Below are 19,598 nucleotides of genomic sequence, written 5' to 3' on the forward strand. Positions count from 1 at the left end.
TGCCTCGCAGGTCCACCGGTCGCCGCGCCCGGCCGCTCCTGGCCTGACGACCGGCGGGTACGGTCGGCGGTGTGGACGTGACGGGCGTGGACGGGGCTGCGCTGACCTGGCACCGGGAGGGTGGTGCGGGCGAGCCGGCGATGGTGCTGCCCGGCGGGCCGTGCCGCGGTGTCGAGTACCTGGAGGACCTCGCGGGCCTCGCCGACGACCGCCCGCTCGTCGTGCTGCACCCGCGAGGGGCGCCGACGACGACCGCGCGCTCACGCGGGTGGTGGCAGGACGCCGACGACGTGGTGGCGCTCGCCGACCACCTGGGGCTGCCCACGGTCGACGTGGTCGCGCACTCGGCCGGGACGCGGCTCGCGCTCGCGCTGCTGGCCCGGCACCCCGCGCGCGTGCGGTCGTTGCTGCTGGTCACACCGTCCGCGTCCTGGCTCACCGGCACACCGCTCGACGGTGACGAGTTGCTCCTCGCACGCCGGGACCCGGACGCGACCGCCGCGCTGGACGCGCTGCTCGCGCCCGCGCCCACCCACCAGGCGCAGTTCCAGCGGCAGCGTGACCTGGTCGCCGCGGGCTCCTACGCGCGGTGGACCGACCGTGAGCGGCGGCACGCGGCCGTCGGAGAGCAGTCGCTCGACGCCGTGCGCGCCTGGTTGCAGGGCGTGCCCGACGACGCCGCCGCGCAGGTGCTCGCCGCACCGCACCCGCCGACGCTCGTCGTCGCCGGCGCCGACGACGCGCTGTCCGGCCGCGCCCCCGTCACCGCGTACGCCGCCGCGCTGTCCGCGGCGCTCACATGGCTCCCGGACTGCGGCCACTACCCGTGGGTCGAGCAGCCGCAGGCGTTCCGCGCGATCGCCGCGGACTGGCTCAGCGCCCGGTGATCGTCGCGCGGACCTAGGTGAGGGCGATCCCGCTGGCCTGCCCGTCGATCGAGTCGGACCCCGGGTCCACCGGGCCGTGCGGGGACTCCGGCGCCTCGAGCGCCATGAGCCTGTAGTCCACGAACACGCGACCACCCGCGATGCGATCGCGCCAGAGCAGCGCAGCCGGTCGGGGCGAGACCGGGCACCGGTGCGCCGCCGCGCGCGACGACCGTTCCGGTTGCGGCCCTCGCGCACCCGGGTGAGGGTGGGTCAGCCGGTCACGTTCGACGAGGAGCGGGCCGGTGCCGGACGTGGGCGGTCCCCCCGCCGCTCGCGCCGGGACCGTGACCGACCCGCTTCGCCGGGCACCGACCAGGAGGACCGATGACCGCGACGGCAGCCACCACGCCCGCCACGACCCGTCCGCGCTCCGCAGTCGCCGACGTGCTCGCGCACCGCACGCTCGCAGCCGCCGCCGTGCTCGTCGGAGCCGGTGCAGGTGTGCTCACCGCGATCGCGACCACCGTCGGCTGACCGGCCCTTCACACCGGCGTTCCCTCCCGGCCCTTTCCGCCGAAGCGCCCGGCTCGCGCGACCCTCAGGTCCGTGCGAGCCGGGCGCTTCGTGCGTCGTGCCGGCGTCCGGGCCGACCCGGGGGGAGGGGAAGGGTCGGCGCCGGACGCCCCGTCAGCGCGAGGAGGTGAGCTCGCGCTGGTCGTCGGGAACGGCCCAACCCGTCGCCTCCAGCGGCGAACGGCCCGGGACCACCCGCTGCGTCATGGGCGGCACCCGCACCGCCGGCGGGGTCGCGGGCGCGATGCCGAGCATCACAGCGAGGGACCGTTCACCGGTGCCCACCGTCTGCTGCTGGATGCCGTACATCGTGCGTCCTCTCGACCGAACCGGGTGCGTGGTCGCTCCCTCTGCTTCCATGATCGGAAACCACGCGCCGATCCTGGAGCGATCCGGGCGCGATGGTCCACGAGTTGGTCCACGCCGACGCCCACGCCCGCGGACGCGCTCCCGCTCGCTGCGCGACGAGCCTCAGCGGCGGGTGCCCGAACCCTGCGCCGTGAGCTCGTCGGGCGCCGCCCACCCCGTCGCCTCGAGCGGCGAGCGGCCGGGCACCAGGCGCTGCGCCAGCGACGGCAGGTGGATCGCCGGAGGCGCAGCGTGCGCCACACCCAGCGCGACCGCCAGGGACCGACCACCGGACGGCGTGCCCGCGTCGGCGAGCTCGCGGCTGCTGGACATCGGTGACTCTCCTCGGCGCTCACGGACGCCGGGTGCTGAGCGGCGTCGCTCTGCTTGTCTGATCGTCAGGAGCGTCCGTGTGCTTGAGGGATACCGGCTGCGACGCCCACGTGAGTTGTCCACAGGCGTGAGATGACCGGTGATGCGGCCTGTCCGATCTGTGTAGGTTCGGCGCCATGCGTTTCCCGAAGATCGCCGCGGCCGCCACGCTCGCCAGTGCGTTCGTCCTCGTCGCCGGGTGCGGCAGCACGGCACCGACTGACGTCCCGACGACGACGGCCCCCCACACTCCGAGCGCGCAGCCAACACCCAAGCCCACGCCTCAGCAGGCCACCACCGCGCCGGCCGCGGAGTTCGACGCGACTGTGCCACCTGATCGCCCCGAGTCCCTCGACGCTGGCCCGAGCGAAGCGACCGCGAGGGCGGCCGCGATCTACTTCATCTCCCTCTTCCCCTACGCGTTCGCGACAGGCGACCTCGACGAGTGGCGGGCCATGAGCGGCAAGTCGTGCGAGTACTGCTCGGGCATCGTCGGACAGGTCGAGTCGGAGCAGGCAGCGGGGAAGCGGCGTGAGGGCGGGCGCATCGAGTTCCTCGATGTGACGGCCATCGAGCTCGAGGACGAGCAGTATGTGGTCGGCGCGACGATCAAGGAGCATGAAGGCAGGCTGCTCAGGGCTGACGGCTCCGTGGAGAAGGACACCGACTACGTGCTCGATGCGCGGATGGAGCTCCTGGTCAGCTGGAGCGAGAGGGGCTGGCTCGTCGAAGGCCTGGAGATCAAGTGGTCCGGCAAGGCCTGATCCTGACAGCGACAGCGTGTCTCGCGGTGTCCATGTTGATGGCAGCGCCCGCGCGAGCGGCGGTGCAGCCCTCTGACGTCGAAGTCATCGGCAAAGGCGACACCCTCGCGGCGGGAGCCTTCCCCGCCGAGCACGACCGCCGGGTAGACGAGGCACGCCCGCCGAGCAAGCGACAGTACGAATATGAGCGGACTGCCGACTGCCTCGTCCCCGGCGGCGCGGAGGACGATAACTGTCCGCCCACGTTCCCTCCGTCGTCCATGGTGTGCGAGGACGGCCCTCCCGTTCCTCCGCTCTGGCGCCGACCGCTCGAGAACGGAGGAGTGTGGCACCTCAGATGGGGATGGTCGTGCCCCGAGGAGCTGCAGCCGCCTTTCAGCGAGGCGGACCTGCGCAAACTCAAGGTCAAGGCTGTCGAGGTGCAGCATCAGCCCGTCGATGGCCCGATGCTGATCACCAAGCCCGTGATCGTCTACGCCGAGCCCACGGCGCAGGAGTTCCGCGTCCGGCTGATGGACTTCTACGACGTCGACGTCGTCGTGACCCCGCGTGAGTACACGTGGGAGTTCGGCGACGGCGGAACCCTGACGACCGCCGATCCTGGACGGCCCTATCCCGCTTTCGACCTGACTCATGTGTACGAGAGCCTCGGGAAGGCTCGGATCACGCTGAGAACAGCGTGGTCTGCCAAGTACCGGGTGGACACGGACCCGCTCAGGCGATGGCGGGACGCCGAGGGCTCCGTCTTCACCGTGGACGAGGGCGAGGAGTTCGAGGTGATCGAGCTGCGGTCGACGCTCGTCGACTGAAAGGTCGTGCGGTGTCCTCGTCCGGCTTGGATCATGCGGGAATGACCTCTGGGATGGACGGTGCCGCGCGGGTGGTGCTCGTGTGCGGGCCGGCCGGGGCGGGCAAGACGACGCACGCTCGGGCGCTCGAGCGTAAAGGGTATGAGCGGCTCTCCTTCGACGAAGAGGCGTGGCAGCGCGGGTACCGCTCGCATCCACTGCCGGACGAGGCGGCTGCCGAGGTGCACGCCGTGCTCGCCGAGCGGCTCGTCGGCCTCGTCGGAGAAGGCCGGGATGTCGTCGTCGACACGTCGTTCTGGTCACGGGCGTCGCGCGACCGGTATCGCGCGCTCGTCGCGCCGTTGGGGGTCGCGGCGGTCGTGCACTACCTCGATACGCCCCGCGAGGTGGTCCTCGGTCGTCTCTGGCACCGTGAGGGCGGCGGACCGCACGACGTCGTCGTTCCGCCCGACCAGGCGGACGCGTACCTCGCGGGGTTCGAGGCGCCGACGGTCGACGAGGGCCCGCTCGTCGTCGTGAGACCCGATGCGGCAGACGAGCGGGGGTGACCGCCGCCCGATCAGGTGACATCGGGCTGTCCACCAGCTCGACGGGCCAGTGACCTCGCGCGTCAGGACGAGCCGAGCAGGCGCTTCGTGATGAGCTCGATTCGCATCATGACGACGTCATCTGCGATCCCGAAGTGGCGCCCCAACCGCTCTGGGGAGATCGCCCGCAGGTCCTCGCACTTGGCGTAGCTGGTCGCGGCGAGCCCGGAACCGCCGGGCTCGATCTCGACATGAGTGGGCGACTCTCCGGGGGTGCGGGTGATCGGGACCACGGCCACCACCGGAGGGCGCGAGTCCAGCCACGGCTGGGCTGAGAGAACCAGGACCGGGCGCGCGAAAGCCTGCTCGTGGCCGACCGGGTCGCCCAGGTCGGCGAGGTAGATCTCCCCTCGTCTCACCAGCCGTCCGTCCCGAGTGCGTCGTCAGCCGAGTCCTCGAGGTCGTCGCGGAGCGCCACCGACGCGAGCGGGTCGGCGTCAGTGCGCTGGTTGCTGATGCGAACGGCGGTCCAGAACTCCTGCTCCTCCGCCGCGTCCAACGCCTGCTCCAACGCACCCGCGAGTGTCGTGTGGCTCGCGCGAGCGCGTTGCGCCAGGCGGTCGCGCAGGTGGCGGGGCACCTTGATGGTGGTCACTGACGACATACCTCAAGCATGCCCAATCGGTGGACGAGCGAACCAGAGATTGCGGCCGAATCGCCGGAGTTCACGCTGCTCATGGGCGCACTCGAGGACCGGGTCGCGGGCCGGTACTACTCGCCCCCGCCCGACGATGCGGCCACGGCTGAGTGATCGCGACGACGTCGCGCGTCGGTGCGCACCAGAGCTCGGCGCCGAGAGGATCAGGACGGGGTGAGCAACGCGCGCACGTCGTCCGCGGTGATCGCCCGGGCGAACGCCTGCTCGTCGTCCCCCAGGACGGCGTCGAAGACCGCCCGCTTGCGCGCGGCCAGCGCCATGACCTTCTCCTCGATGGTGCCGCGGGCGACGAGCCGGTTCACCATCACCTTGCGGTCCTGCCCGATCCGGTGCGTGCGGTCGATGGCCTGCTGCTCCACGGCCGGGTTCCACCACGGGTCGAGCAGGTACACGTAGTCGGCCTCGGTGAGGTTCAGACCGAACCCGCCGGCGCGCAGGCTCACGAGGAACAGCGGCGCGGAGCCCGCCCGGAAACGCTCGACGACGTCGGCGCGCCGCCGCGTCCGCCCGTCGAGGTACTCGTACGCGAGGCCCTCGGCGCGGCAGCGGTCGGCCACGAGCCGCAGGTAGCCGGTGAACTGCGAGAACACGAGGGCACGGTGCCCCTCGGCGGCGACGGGGACGAGCTGGTCGACCAGCGCGTCGAGCTTGCTCGACGGCACGCTCGCGTACCGGTCGGGGTCGACGAGCGACGCGTCGAGGGCAAGGCGACGCAGCGTGGTCAACGAGCGGAAGATTGCGAGACGGTTCGCGTCGAAGTTGTCAAGCAGGCCCAGCAGGCGGGACCGCTCGCGGTGCAGGTGCGTGTCGTACGTGCGGCGGTGCGCGGGTGCCAGGTCCACGAGGTGGATCTGCTCCTGGCGGTCGGGCAGGTCGGGGGCGACCTGCTCCTTGGTGCGCCGCAGCAGCACCGGACGCATCCGGCGGCGCAGGTGCGCCAGGGCGAGCGCGGCCTGCGCACGGGTCGCGTCGTCGGCGGTCGGGCGTGCCGCGGCCTCCACGGGCCGGGCCACGTCCTCGCGGAACTTCGCCGCGGACGCGAAGAGCCCCGGCGCGACGATCGCGAGCATCGCCCACAGCTCCATGACGTCGTTCTCCAGCGGGGTGCCGGTGATCGCGAGCTTGAACGGCACCCGCAGGGCCCGTGCGTGCGCGTTGGCCTTGGTCGCGTGGTTCTTCACGAACTGCGCCTCGTCGAGCACCAGCCCCGCCCAGTCCAGGGCGCGCACGTCGTCGTGCTCGATGCGGAACAGGGCGTACGACGTCACGACGACGTCCGCGCCGGCGACCGCGTCGGCCAGGGGGATACCGGACCGGCGTGCGGTCTCGCTGAGCGTGACGACGCGCAACGTCGGTGTGAAGCGCGCGGCCTCCGCAGCCCAGTTGCCGACGACCGACGCGGGCGCGACCACGAGGAACGGCGGCGCGTCGGGCTGCCGCTCGCGCGCGTGGGCGACCAGGGCGAGCGTCTGCAGGGTCTTGCCCAGGCCCATGTCGTCGGCGAGCACCCCGCCCAGCCCGTGCTCCCAGCACATCGCCAACCAGGCGAAGCCCTCGCGCTGGTACGGGCGCAGGTCCGCCCGCACGCTCGCCGGCACGGGCCGGTCGGTCGCCGGCCCCGGCCCGTCACGCAGCAGCCGGACGAACCCGTCGACCTTCTGCTGCCACGACGCCGACTGCTCGACCTCGTCGGCAAGGTCCGTCAGGTCCGCCCACAGGCTGGTGCGGTAGGGGTTGAGCCGCAGGCGGCCGGGCCGGTCCTCGAGGCGCGCGGCCTCCTCGATGAGCCGCCGCAGCTCGTCCAGCGCCGGGTGGTCCAGACGCAGCCACGCGCCGTCCGCGAGCAGCAGACGGTCGTCCCCGATCGCCAGGGCGCGGAACAGGTCGGCGAACGGCACGTCGCGCCCCTCGACGCTCACGGCGACGGACAGGTCGAACCAGTCGGCGTCGGCCGAGTCCCGGACCGCGACGGTGACGCGCGGCGCGCCTTCGAGCGCGACGTACGCGGGCACGTCCCCGGCCTCCGTCCGGACACCCTCGATGCCGGCCAGCAGCGGCAGCATCGTCTCGGCGACGTCGAGCGCCGACAACCCCGCGAACTCGTGCTGCGGGGTGACGCGGAACGCCCCCAGCCGCGGCAGGCCGCGCACCGCGTCCTGCACCCGGCGCACCGTGTCCGCCTCGACGTCCAGGTCCCGGACGGCGGCGTCCTGCGGAGTCGCGACGAGCGGGCGCCGCGTGCTCGCCGCGCCCAGCGCGTACTCCCAGTCCCACTGCAGCCGCACCGCGGCCGGCGACGTGAAGTCGCAGGTCACGACGAGCACGGGCCGGTCCGGCTCGGGCAGGTCCACACTCCCGTCGCTACTGGTCACGACGACCGCACGGCGCAGCCGCGGGTACTCCTCGGCCATGAGAGCGGGCACGTCGGGGGCGGGCACGACGAGGGTGGGCAGGTCGAGCAGGGCGAGCGCGTGCTCCGTCAGGGGCTCGGCCACCGGACCCAGCGTCAGCACCCGCGGCGTGCCGTCGTGCCACGTGAACAGGCCCGACGTGCCGACGGCGCCGCGCACCGGAGTCGTGACCGCCTCGCCGGCGAGCTCGAGGCGCGGACCGACGCGCACCGCGCCGCCCTCGTCCGCGACGACGTCCAGGCGCAGCGCGGCGTCGTCGACCAGGCGCACCACGTCTGCCGTCCCCGTCCCCACCAGCTCGATCCCCAGACGCGCCGCCGACACGAGGTGCGGCCACACGTACCGCGAGCACGCCCCGAGGTCGAGCCACGCGCCGGACATGTACCGGTCCTCGAGGCGCATCGCGGCCAGCTCACGGAACCAGGCACGCGCGGCCGGGTCGATCGGCGTCCGCGACCAGCCGTAGGAGTACCGCATCACGTCCCACGACACGTCGGTCCCGGCCGTCCACGTGCCCTTCGCCGTGCCCCGCACCGGACGCGCCGACAACGACAGGGCACCGGGTGACCAGGGGTCCGCCGGATGCTTCGGCAGGCCGTTCACACGGAGCTGGAGCGCGAGAGCGGGGGCCTCCAGCGCGGCCGGGCTGTGCGCGGCAGGCTGTGTCAGCACGCCCAGGGCGTGCCGCCACGGAGCGACCGTGCGCCGGGCCGCACGTCCGTCGGACGGGTCGCCCGCGCTCGTCTGGAGCAACGTCGCCGCGACGTGCTTGCACGCGACCCGCACCGGGCACGAGCAGTGGCCGTGCACGACCCCGAGGCGCATGTCGAGGACGACGTAGCACCGGTAGGCATGTGACCCGCTGCCGCGGACCAGCGACGTCAGGACCCGGTCCTCCGGGTCCCAGTCGAGCGTGACGACCCGCCCCTCGCGCTGGTACCCCACGCCACGCTCGAACGACGGGGCGTCGACCGCGTCCCGGATCGCCCGCAGCGGGACGGCGGGGACGTCGGTCGCGAAGGTCACGCGACGCATGGTGCCACGCGCGATCTGTCGCCACGGCGGGGTCGGGGCCCGAACCGTTGTCCACAGGTGTGAGACGGCGGGTGATGTGGTCTGTCCGATCTGGGTAGGTTCGGCGCCATGCGTATTCGCAGAACTGCCGCCGTTGCCGCGCTCGCGGGGATGGTCGTCGTCGGTACGGCGGCGTGTGACAGCGCGACACCTGTGGCGCAGGCGACGGTGACGCCTCCGGTGACCTCCCGTGCGACAGTGACGCCGGGGCCGACCGGCAAGCCGACCCCGATCCCTTCACCGACGTCGACGGCCGAGGACTTCGACGCAACGATCCCGCCGAAGCGGCCGACCGCACTGGATGGCCCTCCCTCGGAGGAGAGTGCTGCCGAGGCTGCGAAGTACTTCCTCGCGCTGTTCCCCTATGTGTTCGCCACGGGTGACTTGGCGGAGTGGCGCGCGATGAGCGGCGAGTCGTGCAAGTACTGCGCAGGCACCGTCGAGCAGGTCGAGACCGAGCAAGCGGCGGGGAAGCGGCGCACCGGCGGACGCATCGAGATCGACTACGCAGACTCGGTGCTCGTCGACGGTCGGCAGTACGGGGTCGGTGTGACGTTCCGGGAGCACGAAGGGAAGCTGTTCCGTTCCGACGGCTCCGTGGAGAAGGACATCGACTACGTGCTCGAGGCCCGTATGGAGTTCCTCGTGTCCTGGACTGAGCACGGGTGGCGGGTCGACGGGGTGGATATCAAGTGGTCCAACCCCGTCTGAGAATTCTCGCGGCAGCGTGGGGCGCCGCACTGGCGTCTGGGGTGTTGGGCTCGGCGCACGCGTACGCGACAACTCTTCCTGGTGACATCAAGGTGATCGGCGAGGAAGACGGCGTCGATGCGAGCGCGTTCCAGAGAGAGCACGAGCGTCGTCTTGAAGAGGCACGCCCCGTGAGCCAACGGAAGTTCAGGTACCAACGTACGGGGGAGTGTCAGGCCCCCGCCGGCTCCCAACACCTTTGTCCGTCGCCCATACCCCCGCCCGGCCTCGCTTGCGAGGACGGGCCGCCGCTCGCTCCACTCTGGCGGCAGGCGCTCGAGGGCGACAACCAGTGGTACCGGCTCGGGGACTGGGTGTGCCCCGAGGACCTGCAGCCGCCGCTCACCGGGGAGGACCTTCGCCGGTTGAAGGTCGAGCCGGTGCGGGTGCGGCACCAGCCTGCGTCGGGGCCGATGTTGATCACGAAGCCTGTGATCGTGTACGCCGAGCCGAACGAGCAGCGGTTCGACGTCAGGCTCCTGGACTTCTACGACGTCGAGGTGCTCGTGACACCGGCCGAGTACGCCTGGGACTTCGGCGATGGTGGTTCGCTCACGAGTGTCGTGCCCGGGCGTCCGTACCCGGCCTTCGACCTCACGCACGTGTACGGCGAGCTGGGGCGAGCGCGCATCACGCTGCACACGACGTGGGCTGCGAGGTACCGGGTCGCGACGGACCCCGCCCACAGGTGGCGTGATGCGGATGGGACCGTGCAGACGGTGGACGAGGGCGAGCCGTTCGAGGTGATCGAGCTGCGGTCGACGCTCGTCGACTGAAGGTGGTGCTTCGGCCTCGTCGGGCTGGGCAGCGCGGGTATCGCGATGTGTGCCGACGGGCGCGACGAGGAGTGCTCCGCACCGCGCAACTGCTGCGCGGGCGACGACCCGGCGGGGGCGGATGCGGCGAGACGCCTCGTCGACGCCGCAGGCGCAGCCGTCGCGCTGCAGGCTGAGGCGGGCTCGCCGCTGGCTCCGATCCGAGCGGGTTGAGGGCGGACGTGCGCGTGTCGATATCTCGGTGGAGAGTCGACGCGAGGAGGCCCGGTGGCGCGTAGCTATCCCGAGCACCCGTCGTTCCCCGAGGACGGCGGGGCAGAGCAGCGCGTCTGGGAGGCGCTGTGCGAGCACCTTCCCGACGACGCCGTGGTGCTCGCCGGGACGCTGCTCCAGGACGGCGCGATCGAGCGGGAGATCGACCTGCTCGTCGTCTGGCCCGGTCTGGGTGTCGCGGCGATCGAGGTCAAGGGCGGGCACGTCACGCGCGCGGACGGGCAGTGGTGGCAGGGGTCCGGCGAGCACCGGCACGCCATCGACCCGGTGGGTCAGGTGCAGTCCGCGAAGCACACGCTGCTGCGCCTGCTCGACCGTCAGGGTCTGGCCGCGGCGCGGACCAGGACAGCGCACCTCGTCGCGCTGCCGCACGTCTACGTCCCGGCGCCGTGGGACGCTCCGGAGCTCCCGCGGACGATGCTCCTGGACCGCGACGACGTCACCGACGGGTCGGCTGCCGTGCGCGTCATCCGGCGGGCGATCGAGGACCACGGGACGGGGCACGCCCCGCTCGACGAGGTCGCGGCTGAGGCGCTCGTCGGATGGCTGACCGGCGGGTTCCCGTCGCAGGCCGAGGCGCTCGCGGACGCTGCGCAGTACGAGGACCACCTCGACCGGCTGACGCGCGAGCAGGCGCACGCGATGCGGTACCTCGATGCGCTGCCGCGCGTGCACGTCGTCGGCGGGGCGGGGACGGGCAAGACGTGGCTCGCGCTCGAGCACGCGCGTCGTCGCGCCCGGGCCGGAGATCGCGTGGCCCTCATGTGCTACTCCCGCGGGCTGGCGCGCTACCTCGAACGCGCGACCGCCACCTGGCCCGCGCGTGAGCGGCCCGCGTACGTCGGGCTGTTCCACGAGCTGCCCGTCCGGTGGGGTGCCACGCCGGGCGACGACAGAGACCCCGCCGACTGGGAGGAGCGCCTCCCGCGCGAGCTGGGCGACCTCGCGGCGCAGCGCGCTGCCGACGAGCTGTTCGACGCGGTCGTCGTCGACGAGGCCCAGGACTTCGGCGACGCCTGGTGGCCCGCCCTCCTGCGCTGCCTGCGCGACCCCGACGCCGGCCGGCTCGCCGTGTTCTCGGACGACGGCCAGCGCGTGTTCCCGCGCTCCGGGACCGCGCCCGTGGAGCTGACCGTGATCACGCTCGACGAGAACCTGCGCTCCACCAAGCAGATCGCCCAGCTCTGCGGCGCGCTGCACACCGGCATCACCCGGCCGCGGGGGTGGGCAGGCGCACCGGTGCGGGTGGTCGACGTACCGGCCGACGACGCCGTGGGTGCGGCCGACGACGCGGTCGACGCGCTGCTCGCCGAGGGGTGGGAGCCCGGGCAGATCGCGCTGCTCACCACCGGGCGGCGGCACCCGCTGCAGGTCGAGACCGTCGAGCTGGCGGGGCACCGGGAGTACTGGGACGGCTTCTTCGGCGGGCAGGACGTGTTCTACGGGCACGTGCTCGGGTTCAAGGGGCTCGAGCGGACCGTCGTCGTGCTGGCCGTGAACGGGGTCCGGGACGCGGAGCGTGCGCGGACGATGCTCTACACGGGGCTTTCGCGGGCGCGGGTGCTGCTCGTCGTCGTCGGGCCTCGCGGGTACGTGGAAGAGGTGGGCGGGGAGGCGGTGCGCATGAGGCTGCGCGACGCGTGGGAGTGGGTGCCAAGTGATCCACTCTGACGCCGCCGAGGCTGCGCGGTCGCGTATGCGGCGTGCGCTCGTCGGGCTCGGGGCTCAGATGGCCGAGAACTTGTCTCGTCCTTAGCCGTCGGCGAGGCGCAACGGGCGTACGCCGGCCTCGCCGAGCGCCAACGCCCACGGTCCGGGCCCGCGTTTGACCATCTCGCGCTGGAGCCGAGTCTCGTGGCGGAGGAACAGCTCGAGCCGCTCGTGCGGTCCCAGGTCCCGCTTCGCCCCGATCCACACGGACCTGATGCCGAACTCGCGGTACGCGAGGAGCTCGGCGGGACGGGTCCGGATCCGCTTGTCCCGGGTGACCACCACCTGGTCCCGTGCTGCGATCACGGGCATCCAGTCGAGGTCGAGGGTCCCGAGCGGGACCTCGGGAAGCGACGGGTGCCCCGGGTGGACGACGTCGCCGCGCCCGCTGCGACGCAGGAGCTTGCCGAGCCCGAGCGTGTTCTCGTCGGCGAAGTACACCTCAGCGTCCGTCAGGCCGCCTGGTCGCCGACGATCATCTCGAACCGCAGCGCCGCATCCACCTGGTCGTTGGTGAGGTCGAACAGGTCGGCGATGTTCTCGCGGCTCGTGCCGGCGCGGTACGCCTCCGCGATGGTCTCGGTGCGGACGTTCCGTACCGCGGGCTGCCCGAACGCTCGCCGCGCGTCCATGAACACGTCCGGTGTGCGCGCCTCAGGGCGGAGCCGGCTGACGACGCCGTCCTCGTAGTCGACGGCAGCGCGGAATCGTTCGGTGGTCTCGGTGAGCACGAACTGGTTGTTCCGCACGACGACGAGTCGAAGCCGGCTGTCGAGGCCGACCTCCTCCTCGACGTAGCGCACCAGCTCGCGACCCTCGACATCGAGGAGCGTGTGCGAGTGGGCGAGTGGGTAGGGGCCGAACTCGGCCCGGAGCCGCACGATCGCCGGCCGCATCCGCTGCACCGGCACGTCGCGGCTGCGGAACTCGGCGAGCAGTCGGGCCTCGACCATCTCACCCCAGGTGACGCTGTCCGCACCGGTGGGCTCGGCCCGCAGGACGGGCTCGTAGAAGTGCCCGCCACGGGTGTAGCCCTCGAGCCAACGGCGGGCGGTGCCCGTGTGGACGCCGACGAGCCGATCGACGTCCGCGTCGGAGTAGATCGCCCTGTCCAGCAGCGAGGTGGCCATGCGCGCACCCTTCCACGGCCTGCTGGCGCGCGGTGGTTCTCTCCGTAGCGACGCGCTGCGCCTGCGTCACAGGGGCGGTGTGAGCTGCTGGCCTTGCGAGGCGATCGTCGAGCCGAGCGACGCCGGTGGGCCGTCGTCGCCCCACATGTAGTTGGACAGCGCGATCAGGAGGAGTGCGGGCCAGATCGCGAGGGCTGCCCGAGAGCGGGAACCGAGGAACGCGAACCGATGTCCGCTGATCGTCGTCCACAGTGCGCCCACGAGGAGCGCCATGCTCGTCAGTGCCACGACGCCCGCAAGACCGGCAGTCGAGCCGAGCGCGACGGCGACCGCCAGCAGCACGTAGCCAGCGAGACCCGCGGGACGTCGTGGTGTCGGGCGTACGTTCGGGCGACGCGCGGTGGCCGGAGCAGGAGCGTTCGCGCGCCTTTCGCGCGGCTGGTTCGAGCTGAGCTCATAGGCCAGGAACCGGGCGATGTCAGCGACTTCCAGGACCGTCAGTCGTGGCGGCATCGCGAGCAGGTGCTCAGGTAGCTGCCAGCGACCACCCACGAAGACGCCGTTGACCATGGTGACCGGTTGGTCCTCCTGGCCCGCGAGGCACATGACGCCACGCACCGCAGACCGGTGCTGAGGCATGAGGAGGGCGGCCACTGCGGCTGCCGCTTGGTTGACACCCTCGAGTGCCGACGCCCGGCCATACCCGTTCTGTCGAACTGCCTCGCTGGACACGCGCACGTCTCCGGACCAGTTCTTCGCGTCGACGACGAACACGCCGCCTGGACCGATGGCGATGTGATCGATGTTCGCCTGCCGACGGCCCGGCCAGCGCACGTCGTGGAGCATCGTCCAGCCGTAGCGCTCGAGGCGCCCGAGCGACTCTGCGACGCGTCGCTCGCCCTCGGCGCCTGCGGCCCACGCCCGCTGGTCGCGTCGGAGCCGTTCGAGTGCGGCCTCGTCCACCGCGCCACCGCGCTCTCGCTCCGCGTGGAGCTGCGCAGCGCGTCGTGCGCGCCGTGAGGCCTGCTCCTCGGCGCCTCGACCTGCGACGTCCATGGTCGATGTATCGGCGGTTGCCCGTCCTGTCTGGAGCCGCGTCGGTCGCTCACGGCGTCTGCGCGCGCCCGCCTTGGTCGGTGGTGATGCGGGTGAAGAGGCGTTCGTAGTCGTCGATCATGCGGTCCGACGAGAACCGGGCGACGGCGTCGGCGCGCACGGCTGCGCGGTCGAGACCAGCCGCCTCGGGCACGGCCGCGACGGCATCGGCCTCGTCACGGACCAGGATCCCGGACACCCCCGGCCGGATCAGCTCGGGCATCGACCCCAGCGGGTACGCGATCACCGGCGTCCCGGCCGTCATCGACTCCACCACCGAGAGCCCGAACGGCTCGGGGAAGTCGATCAGGTGCAGCAGCGCGACGGCCCCACCGAGCAGCCGGTCACGTTCGGCGGGCCCGACAGGCCCCACGTACCGCACCCGAGAACCGTCGACGTGCGGCAGGACGAACCGCTCGTGGTACTCGGCGTCGTGCACCACCCCCGCGATCACCAGCGGTACCCCCGCACGCAAGGCGACGGCGATCGCCGTCGCGGTGCCCTTGTCCGGGTGGATCCGCCCGAGGAACAGCAGGTACCCGCCGTCCCCGGCACCGAGGGTGAACGACGACGAGGCGATGCCGTGATGGATGGTCGCGGCGTAGGTCAACGACGGGTGCCGGTCGGCGTCGCTGATCGCGACGTAGTGCGCGACGTCGTCGTACGCGCGGTAGACGGGGACGATCTTCTCGGACGAGAACCCGTGGATCGTCGTCACCACGGGCGTGGCGGTGAGCCGGCTGAACACCAGCGGCAGGAAGTCGAACTGGTTGCTGATGACGTCGAACTCGTCGGCGCGCTCGAAGACGGCGGCGATGTGCAGCGCCTCGCAGACCTTCGCGTCGACCGACGGGTCCTCCTCGTACCCGGCGGGTGCTTCGGCGTGCAGGCGCCCGGCGGTCACGGAGTCGGCGGTGGCGAAGAGGGTGACGTCGTGCCCGCGGGCGACGAGGCCCTCGGCGAGCGTGGACGCGACCTGCTCCCACGGCCCGTAGCCGCGCGGCGGGACGCGGTGGGCGATCGAGGCGAGCACGGCGACTCTGACGGTGGACCTCCCGGGGTCGGGCCGAGCGTACGCCGCGCTGTTAGGCTCGGGGTGTTCTCGTCGGGTGTCAGCCCTCCGGCAAGGACGACCCGGCGCCGGCATCCGGCGCCCCTGGGGACGCGGCCTTCTCCTTCTCCCACCGTGGACGGCAGCACTCACGCTGCGCGCAGGTACAGGGAAGTAGCCCCCTCATGATCGTCCGTCTCGGAGTTCTGTCGACCTACCCGACCACCCAGTGCGGCATCGCGACGTTCAGCGCGGCGCTCGTGCGGCATCTGCTCGCGGCGGGTGCGGACGTGGGGGTCGTGCGGTTGGTCGACGAGCCGCAGGGTGCGGCGCCGCTCGTCGTGCACGAGTGGGTCGCGGGGGACGACGAGGGTGCGCGGCGGGCCGCGGCGGCGCTCGACGAGTTCGACGTGGCGCTCGTCCAGCACGAGTACGGGATCTACGGCGGGCCGGACGGGCAGGACGTGCTGGACCTGGTCGCGCAGGTGCGGGTGCCGGTCGTGACGGTGCTGCACACGGTGCTGACCCGCCCGACGCCGAACCAGCACCGCGTGCTGGCCGAGCTGGTCGAGCGGTCCGCGGCGCTCGTCACGATGACCGCGACCGCACGGGACCGCCTGGTCGCGGGCTGGGGCGTCGACCCGGCGCGCGTCACGGTCGTCCCGCACGGTGCGGAGGACAACCGCGCCACGGCGGGGACGGGGCGCACGACGAGCGCGCGGCCGCGGACCGTCCTCACGTGGGGGCTGCTCTCGCAGGGCAAGGGGATCGAGTGGGCGCTGCTGGCGCTCGCGGAGCTGCGCGGCCGCGCCCCGCTGCCCACGTACCGCGTCGTCGGGCAGACGCACCCGCGCGTGCTCGAACGTGACGGTGAGGCGTACCGCGACCGGCTGACGGCCCTGACCGAGGACCTGGGACTGACCGGGTCGGTGCGGTTCGACGGTCGGTACCTGCCCGCTGCGGACCTGCGCGCGGTGGTCCGCAGCGCGGACGTCGTCCTGCTCCCGTACGACTCCAACGAGCAGGTCACGTCCGGCGTGCTCACCGAGGCCGTCGCCGCGGGCAAGCCCGTGATCTCCACGCGGTTCCCGCACGCCGTCGAGCTGCTCTCGAGCGGGGCGGGGATCCTGGTGCCGCAGCGTGACCCGTCCGCGATGGCCGCCGCGATCGAGCGGGTGCTGACCGTCGACGGCGTCGCCGACGCGATGGCGGCCGAGGCGCGACGCCTCACCGCCGTGCTGCTGTGGCCCGCGGTCGCCGCGCAGTACCTCGACGTCGCCGCCGGCGTGCGGCACCTCGCGCTCCCGGCAGCCGTCTGATGGCGCCCACCACCGTCCTCGCGACGGCTCCCGACCGGCGGGTGCGGTTCGACCACCTCGCCCGCCTCACCACGCCGACCGGGCTGTACGAGCACGCCCTCGGCACGCAGCCGCGCGTCGAGCACGGCATGTGCGTCGACGACGTCGCGCGCGCGCTCGTCGTGACGTCCCGCGCCCTGCGGCAGGACGGGACGCGCGAGAACGACGAGACGCTCGCGCTGACCCGCGTCTACCTACGGTTCGTGCGCTCGGCGGTGCGCCAGGGCGGCCTGCTGCACAACCGCCGCAGCCCGGACGGCGCGTGGCTCGACACACCGTCGTCGGGTGACCACTGGGGGCGCGCGCTGTGGGCGATGGGCACCGCGGCGGCCCGTGTGCCGGACGCGGAGCTCGCCGACGACGCGCGTCGTGGGGCGTCGGCCGCGACGTGCGCCCGCTCGTCGTACCCGCGGGCCACCGCGTACGCGGCGCTCGGCGCGGTCGAGCTCCTGCGCGCCACCCCGGACCACGCGGGTGCGCTGCGCCTGCTGCAGAACACCCGTCGCCGGTTCGCGCGTCCCGTGCGGGACGCGCGCTGGCCGTGGCCCGAGAGCCGCCTCACCTACGCGAACCCCGTGCTGCCGGAAGCGATGATCGCGGTCGGGGGCGCGCTCGCGGACGACGGCCTGCTCGCGGACGGGATCCGGCTGCTCGACTGGCTGGTGGCCGAGCAGACGGTCGACGACCACCTCTCGGTGGTCCCCGCGGGCGGGCGCGGGCGCGACGACGCGCGGCCCGGGTTCGACCAGCAGCCCATCGAAGCCACTGCGCTCGCCGAGGCCGCCGCGACGGCGCTGCGGGTCACCGGCGACGCCGGCTGGTCCGTGGTCCTCGAGCGCTGCGTCGCGTGGTTCGAGGGCGCGAACGACACGGGCGTCCCCGTGCGGGACGCCGCGACAGGCGGCGGTTTCGACGGGCTCGAGCGCGACGGGGTCAACCGGAACCAGGGTGCCGAGTCGACGCTCGCGTGGCTGGCATGCGCGCAGCTCGTCGGGGCGGGTCCCACGGTCGCACCGTGACCGCCACCGGCAACCCGCCCTGGGTGCGCCGCACCGCGCACGTACTGCGCCCGGACCCCGACCGTGTCGTGACCCGGCTGTTCCTGCCTGGCCAGGAGATGGTGACGTCCGGCGAGTCGCGGTCGACGGCGGTCCTTGCGCGGGTCCTGGCGCTCGACGACGACGAGGTCGAGCGTGAGCTGCGTGAGCTGACGGCCGACTTCGGGCACCGCCACCACGACCTCGCCGGGACGTGGGACGCGCACTTCGCGCTCGTCCGGCACCGGCTCGCGCACGCCGACGAGCTGCCTGCGCACCGGCGCCGGCTCGTGGGCGCGTACTTCACGCAGGAGTACGCGGTCGAGTCGGCCGCGTTGTTCAACCCCTCGATGGTCCCGCACCCCGACCAGCGCGGGCTGCCCGCGGGCGCGACGCGCTTCGTGCTGACGTTGCGCGCGCTCGGCGAGGGGCACGTGTCGAGCCTCGAGCTGCGCACCGGCGTGATCGACGCGGCGGGCACCCTCACGCTCGACGCGACACCGGCGCACACCCGGCAGCCGGTGGTCGCCGAACCCCGGTACGCGCGCGCCGCGTTCGCGCACGAGATCGACGAGGACCTCGACGACGACCACGCGAACGCGGACTTCGTGCTCGGCGCGCTCGGCCGCGAGTTCGGCCGCGCGGACCTCGACCGCGCGTACGGCGAGCTGCGCGCGCAGCGGCTCACGCGCGGGTCCGCGTCGCGCACGGTCGAGCGGTTCGAGCGGATCGCCCGACGCAGCTACGACGTCACGTTCCCGCCGGACTCCGCCCTGCCCGAGCGTGTCCTGATGCCGCAGACCTCGACCGAGAGCCGCGGCATCGAGGACGTGCGCCTGGTGCGCTTCACGGCGCCCGACGGCACCGTCACCTACCTCGGCACCTACACCGCGTTCGACGGCCACGAGATCACGATGCAGCTCCTGTCGACGACCGACCTCGCGCACGTGTCGAGCCGGCCGCTCGGCGGCCCGGGTGCACGCAACAAGGGCCTGGCCCTGTTCCCGCGGCAGGTGGGCGGGCGGTACGTCGCCCTGTCGCGCGCCGACCGGGAGAGCAACGCGGTCACGACGTCCGACGACCTGCTCCGGTGGGGACCACCCGTCGTCGTGCAACGCCCCGAGCGCGGCTGGGAGCTGGTGCAGCTCGGCAACTGCGGGCCTCCGGTCGAGACCGAGCGCGGCTGGCTCGTGCTCACGCACGGGGTCGGGCCGATGCGCACCTACAGCATCGGCGCGCTCCTGCTCGACCTCGACGACCCGACGCGCGTCGTCGGACGGCTCGATCACCCGCTCCTGACGGGCACGGACGACGAGCGCTCCGGCTACGTCCCGAACGTCGTCTACTCGTGCGGCGCGATGCTGCACGGCCGCACGCTCGTCGTGCCGTACGGCAGCAGCGACACCGCCACACGGTTCGCGCTCGTCGACCTCGACCCGCTGCTCGACGCGCTGCGTCCCGCAGCGGCCGCCACCACCCTGCAGGACCCCGCACGACCGATCGAGGGAGCATCATGACCGTCAGCACCGGACCGCATGCCCGGTTCTCCGCCGGGTCCGTGCAGGTCAAGCCGTGGGGGCACGAGCACATCTACGCCGAGGGCGAGCACGGCTACGTCGGCAAGCTCCTCGTGGTGCGGGCCGGCGAGCAGCTCAGCCTGCAGTACCACGTCGACAAGGACGAGACGATGGTCGTGGTGTCCGGCGACGCGCTGATCGAGCACGGCGCGGCGGCCGAGCTCCTGGTGCCGCAGCAACTGGGCGCCGGCGACGTCGTGCACCTGCCCGCCGGCGTGCTGCACCGCCTCACGGCGGTGACCGACGTGCTGCTCGCGGAGTCCTCGACCGCGGCACCGGGGTGGCGCGACGACGTCGTGCGGCTCGCGGACCGGTACGGACGGGCGGACACCACCCACCCCTGACGCGAGCAGCGACGACGGCCCCGAGGAGCTCA

The 19,598-nt window shown here is 72.9% G+C and carries 22 protein-coding genes; 13 read left to right on the forward strand and 9 right to left on the reverse strand.

Features of this window, described 5'->3' with window-relative positions:
* Nucleotides 1-71: 71 nt before the first annotated feature.
* Entirely contained in the window at nt 72-887 is an 816-nt protein-coding gene (locus ACT17Q_RS00975; RefSeq protein WP_444664088.1) for an alpha/beta fold hydrolase, read from the forward strand.
* Nucleotides 888-1,253: 366 nt separating this feature from the next.
* Nucleotides 1,254-1,403 carry a hypothetical protein gene (locus tag ACT17Q_RS00980; protein ID WP_444664089.1) on the forward strand — a complete coding sequence of 50 codons (150 nt, stop codon included), beginning with the start codon at nt 1,254-1,256 and terminating at the stop codon, nt 1,401-1,403.
* Nucleotides 1,404-1,556: 153 nt separating this feature from the next.
* Here the strand turns inward: ACT17Q_RS00980 and ACT17Q_RS00985 are convergent, their stop codons facing one another.
* Entirely contained in the window at nt 1,557-1,751 is a 195-nt protein-coding gene (locus tag ACT17Q_RS00985; RefSeq protein WP_444664091.1) for a hypothetical protein, read from the reverse strand.
* Between the two features lie 162 nt (nt 1,752-1,913).
* Nucleotides 1,914-2,123 (reverse strand): hypothetical protein, encoded by a 210-nt coding sequence (locus ACT17Q_RS00990; RefSeq protein ID WP_444664093.1) that lies wholly within the window; start codon nt 2,121-2,123, stop codon nt 1,914-1,916.
* Between the two features lie 176 nt (nt 2,124-2,299).
* Between ACT17Q_RS00990 and ACT17Q_RS00995 the strand changes: the two genes are divergently transcribed.
* From ACT17Q_RS00995 to ACT17Q_RS01005, 3 genes are all read left to right on the forward strand, one after another.
* Nucleotides 2,300-2,926 (forward strand): DUF6318 family protein, encoded by a 627-nt coding sequence (locus tag ACT17Q_RS00995; protein WP_444664095.1) that lies wholly within the window; start codon nt 2,300-2,302, stop codon nt 2,924-2,926.
* Between the two features lie 62 nt (nt 2,927-2,988).
* Nucleotides 2,989-3,735, forward strand: coding sequence for a hypothetical protein (locus tag ACT17Q_RS01000; protein ID WP_444664097.1), 747 nt, complete (start codon nt 2,989-2,991; stop codon nt 3,733-3,735).
* Nucleotides 3,736-3,776: 41 nt separating this feature from the next.
* Nucleotides 3,777-4,283, forward strand: coding sequence for an AAA family ATPase (locus ACT17Q_RS01005; protein WP_444664099.1), 507 nt, complete (start codon nt 3,777-3,779; stop codon nt 4,281-4,283).
* Nucleotides 4,284-4,345: 62 nt separating this feature from the next.
* On the opposite strand, the gene ACT17Q_RS01010 is transcribed toward ACT17Q_RS01005, so the two are convergent.
* The gene (locus ACT17Q_RS01010; protein WP_444664101.1) at nt 4,346-4,681 is read right to left on the reverse strand and encodes a type II toxin-antitoxin system PemK/MazF family toxin; all 336 of its coding nucleotides are present in this window, start codon (nt 4,679-4,681) and stop codon (nt 4,346-4,348) included.
* Entirely contained in the window at nt 4,678-4,926 is a 249-nt protein-coding gene (locus tag ACT17Q_RS01015; RefSeq protein ID WP_094181281.1) for a hypothetical protein, read from the reverse strand. Before ACT17Q_RS01015 ends, ACT17Q_RS01010 begins: the two co-directional genes overlap by 4 nt.
* A 9-nt stretch (nt 4,927-4,935) precedes the next feature.
* Between ACT17Q_RS01015 and ACT17Q_RS01020 the strand changes: the two genes are divergently transcribed.
* Nucleotides 4,936-5,073, forward strand: coding sequence for a hypothetical protein (locus tag ACT17Q_RS01020; RefSeq protein WP_157732614.1), 138 nt, complete (start codon nt 4,936-4,938; stop codon nt 5,071-5,073).
* Nucleotides 5,074-5,123: 50 nt separating this feature from the next.
* Here the strand turns inward: ACT17Q_RS01020 and ACT17Q_RS01025 are convergent, their stop codons facing one another.
* Complete coding sequence (locus ACT17Q_RS01025) at nt 5,124-8,417, reverse strand: DEAD/DEAH box helicase (RefSeq protein ID WP_444664104.1); 3,294 nt, start codon at nt 8,415-8,417, stop codon at nt 5,124-5,126.
* A gap of 117 nt (nt 8,418-8,534) precedes the next feature.
* Between ACT17Q_RS01025 and ACT17Q_RS01030 the strand changes: the two genes are divergently transcribed.
* The 3 genes from ACT17Q_RS01030 (at nt 8,535) to ACT17Q_RS01040 (ending at nt 11,935) form a co-directional block, all read left to right on the forward strand.
* Entirely contained in the window at nt 8,535-9,176 is a 642-nt protein-coding gene (locus tag ACT17Q_RS01030; RefSeq protein ID WP_444664105.1) for a DUF6318 family protein, read from the forward strand.
* A gap of 92 nt (nt 9,177-9,268) precedes the next feature.
* The gene (locus tag ACT17Q_RS01035) at nt 9,269-9,991 is read left to right on the forward strand and encodes a PKD domain-containing protein (RefSeq protein ID WP_444664107.1); all 723 of its coding nucleotides are present in this window, start codon (nt 9,269-9,271) and stop codon (nt 9,989-9,991) included.
* A 267-nt stretch (nt 9,992-10,258) separates the two neighbouring features.
* Nucleotides 10,259-11,935 (forward strand): NERD domain-containing protein, encoded by a 1,677-nt coding sequence (locus ACT17Q_RS01040; RefSeq protein WP_444664109.1) that lies wholly within the window; start codon nt 10,259-10,261, stop codon nt 11,933-11,935.
* A gap of 81 nt (nt 11,936-12,016) precedes the next feature.
* Here the strand turns inward: ACT17Q_RS01040 and ACT17Q_RS01045 are convergent, their stop codons facing one another.
* The 4 genes from ACT17Q_RS01045 to ACT17Q_RS01060 form a co-directional block, all read right to left on the reverse strand.
* Nucleotides 12,017-12,415, reverse strand: a complete 399-nt coding sequence (locus tag ACT17Q_RS01045) for a PIN-like domain-containing protein (RefSeq protein WP_444664111.1) — start codon at nt 12,413-12,415, stop codon at nt 12,017-12,019.
* Between the two features lie 11 nt (nt 12,416-12,426).
* On the reverse strand, nt 12,427-13,104 hold the full coding sequence (locus ACT17Q_RS01050; RefSeq protein ID WP_444664113.1) for a DUF433 domain-containing protein: 678 nt from the start codon (nt 13,102-13,104) through the stop codon (nt 12,427-12,429).
* Between the two features lie 66 nt (nt 13,105-13,170).
* Nucleotides 13,171-14,067, reverse strand: a complete 897-nt coding sequence (locus ACT17Q_RS01055; protein ID WP_444664115.1) for a nuclease-related domain-containing protein — start codon at nt 14,065-14,067, stop codon at nt 13,171-13,173.
* A 142-nt stretch (nt 14,068-14,209) separates the two neighbouring features.
* Nucleotides 14,210-15,232 carry a glycosyltransferase family 4 protein gene (locus tag ACT17Q_RS01060; RefSeq protein ID WP_444664117.1) on the reverse strand — a complete coding sequence of 341 codons (1,023 nt, stop codon included), beginning with the start codon at nt 15,230-15,232 and terminating at the stop codon, nt 14,210-14,212.
* A 203-nt stretch (nt 15,233-15,435) separates the two neighbouring features.
* Here ACT17Q_RS01060 and ACT17Q_RS01065 point away from each other — a divergent pair, with 203 nt between their 5' ends.
* From ACT17Q_RS01065 to ACT17Q_RS01080, 4 genes are read left to right on the forward strand one after another with little or no spacing between them, the layout of a single operon-like run.
* Complete coding sequence (locus tag ACT17Q_RS01065; protein ID WP_444664119.1) at nt 15,436-16,569, forward strand: glycosyltransferase; 1,134 nt, start codon at nt 15,436-15,438, stop codon at nt 16,567-16,569.
* A complete protein-coding gene (locus ACT17Q_RS01070; protein WP_444664121.1) occupies nt 16,569-17,627 on the forward strand; it encodes a glycosyltransferase in 1,059 nt (352 codons plus the stop codon). Before ACT17Q_RS01065 ends, ACT17Q_RS01070 begins: the two co-directional genes overlap by 1 nt.
* Nucleotides 17,624-19,162, forward strand: coding sequence for a glycoside hydrolase family 130 protein (locus tag ACT17Q_RS01075; protein ID WP_444664123.1), 1,539 nt, complete (start codon nt 17,624-17,626; stop codon nt 19,160-19,162). The genes ACT17Q_RS01070 and ACT17Q_RS01075 overlap by 4 nt, the downstream gene beginning before the upstream one ends.
* Nucleotides 19,159-19,566 carry a cupin domain-containing protein gene (locus tag ACT17Q_RS01080; protein WP_094181268.1) on the forward strand — a complete coding sequence of 136 codons (408 nt, stop codon included), beginning with the start codon at nt 19,159-19,161 and terminating at the stop codon, nt 19,564-19,566. The genes ACT17Q_RS01075 and ACT17Q_RS01080 overlap by 4 nt, the downstream gene beginning before the upstream one ends.
* The last annotated feature ends 32 nt before the right edge of the window (nt 19,567-19,598 follow it).

Source organism: Cellulomonas sp. CW35 (assembly GCF_052378485.1).
Lineage (GTDB): Bacteria > Actinomycetota > Actinomycetes > Actinomycetales > Cellulomonadaceae > Cellulomonas > Cellulomonas uda.

Bases quoted from the DNA above. Each gene is read 5' to 3' on its own strand.
- ACT17Q_RS01050 (WP_444664113.1), bottom strand. From the start codon at position 13,104: ATGGCCACCTCGCTGCTGGACAGGGCGATCTACTCCGACGCGGACGTC.
- ACT17Q_RS01080 (WP_094181268.1), top strand. From the start codon at position 19,159: ATGACCGTCAGCACCGGACCGCATGCCCGGTTCTCCGCCGGGTCCGTG.
- ACT17Q_RS01015 (WP_094181281.1), bottom strand. From the start codon at position 4,926: ATGTCGTCAGTGACCACCATCAAGGTGCCCCGCCACCTGCGCGACCGC.
- ACT17Q_RS00985 (WP_444664091.1), bottom strand. From the start codon at position 1,751: ATGTACGGCATCCAGCAGCAGACGGTGGGCACCGGTGAACGGTCCCTC.
- ACT17Q_RS00995 (WP_444664095.1), top strand. From the start codon at position 2,300: ATGCGTTTCCCGAAGATCGCCGCGGCCGCCACGCTCGCCAGTGCGTTC.
- ACT17Q_RS01070 (WP_444664121.1), top strand. From the start codon at position 16,569: ATGGCGCCCACCACCGTCCTCGCGACGGCTCCCGACCGGCGGGTGCGG.
- ACT17Q_RS01005 (WP_444664099.1), top strand. From the start codon at position 3,777: ATGACCTCTGGGATGGACGGTGCCGCGCGGGTGGTGCTCGTGTGCGGG.
- ACT17Q_RS01030 (WP_444664105.1), top strand. From the start codon at position 8,535: ATGCGTATTCGCAGAACTGCCGCCGTTGCCGCGCTCGCGGGGATGGTC.
- ACT17Q_RS00990 (WP_444664093.1), bottom strand. From the start codon at position 2,123: ATGTCCAGCAGCCGCGAGCTCGCCGACGCGGGCACGCCGTCCGGTGGT.
- ACT17Q_RS00980 (WP_444664089.1), top strand. From the start codon at position 1,254: ATGACCGCGACGGCAGCCACCACGCCCGCCACGACCCGTCCGCGCTCC.
- ACT17Q_RS01065 (WP_444664119.1), top strand. From the start codon at position 15,436: ATGATCGTCCGTCTCGGAGTTCTGTCGACCTACCCGACCACCCAGTGC.
- ACT17Q_RS01020 (WP_157732614.1), top strand. From the start codon at position 4,936: ATGCCCAATCGGTGGACGAGCGAACCAGAGATTGCGGCCGAATCGCCG.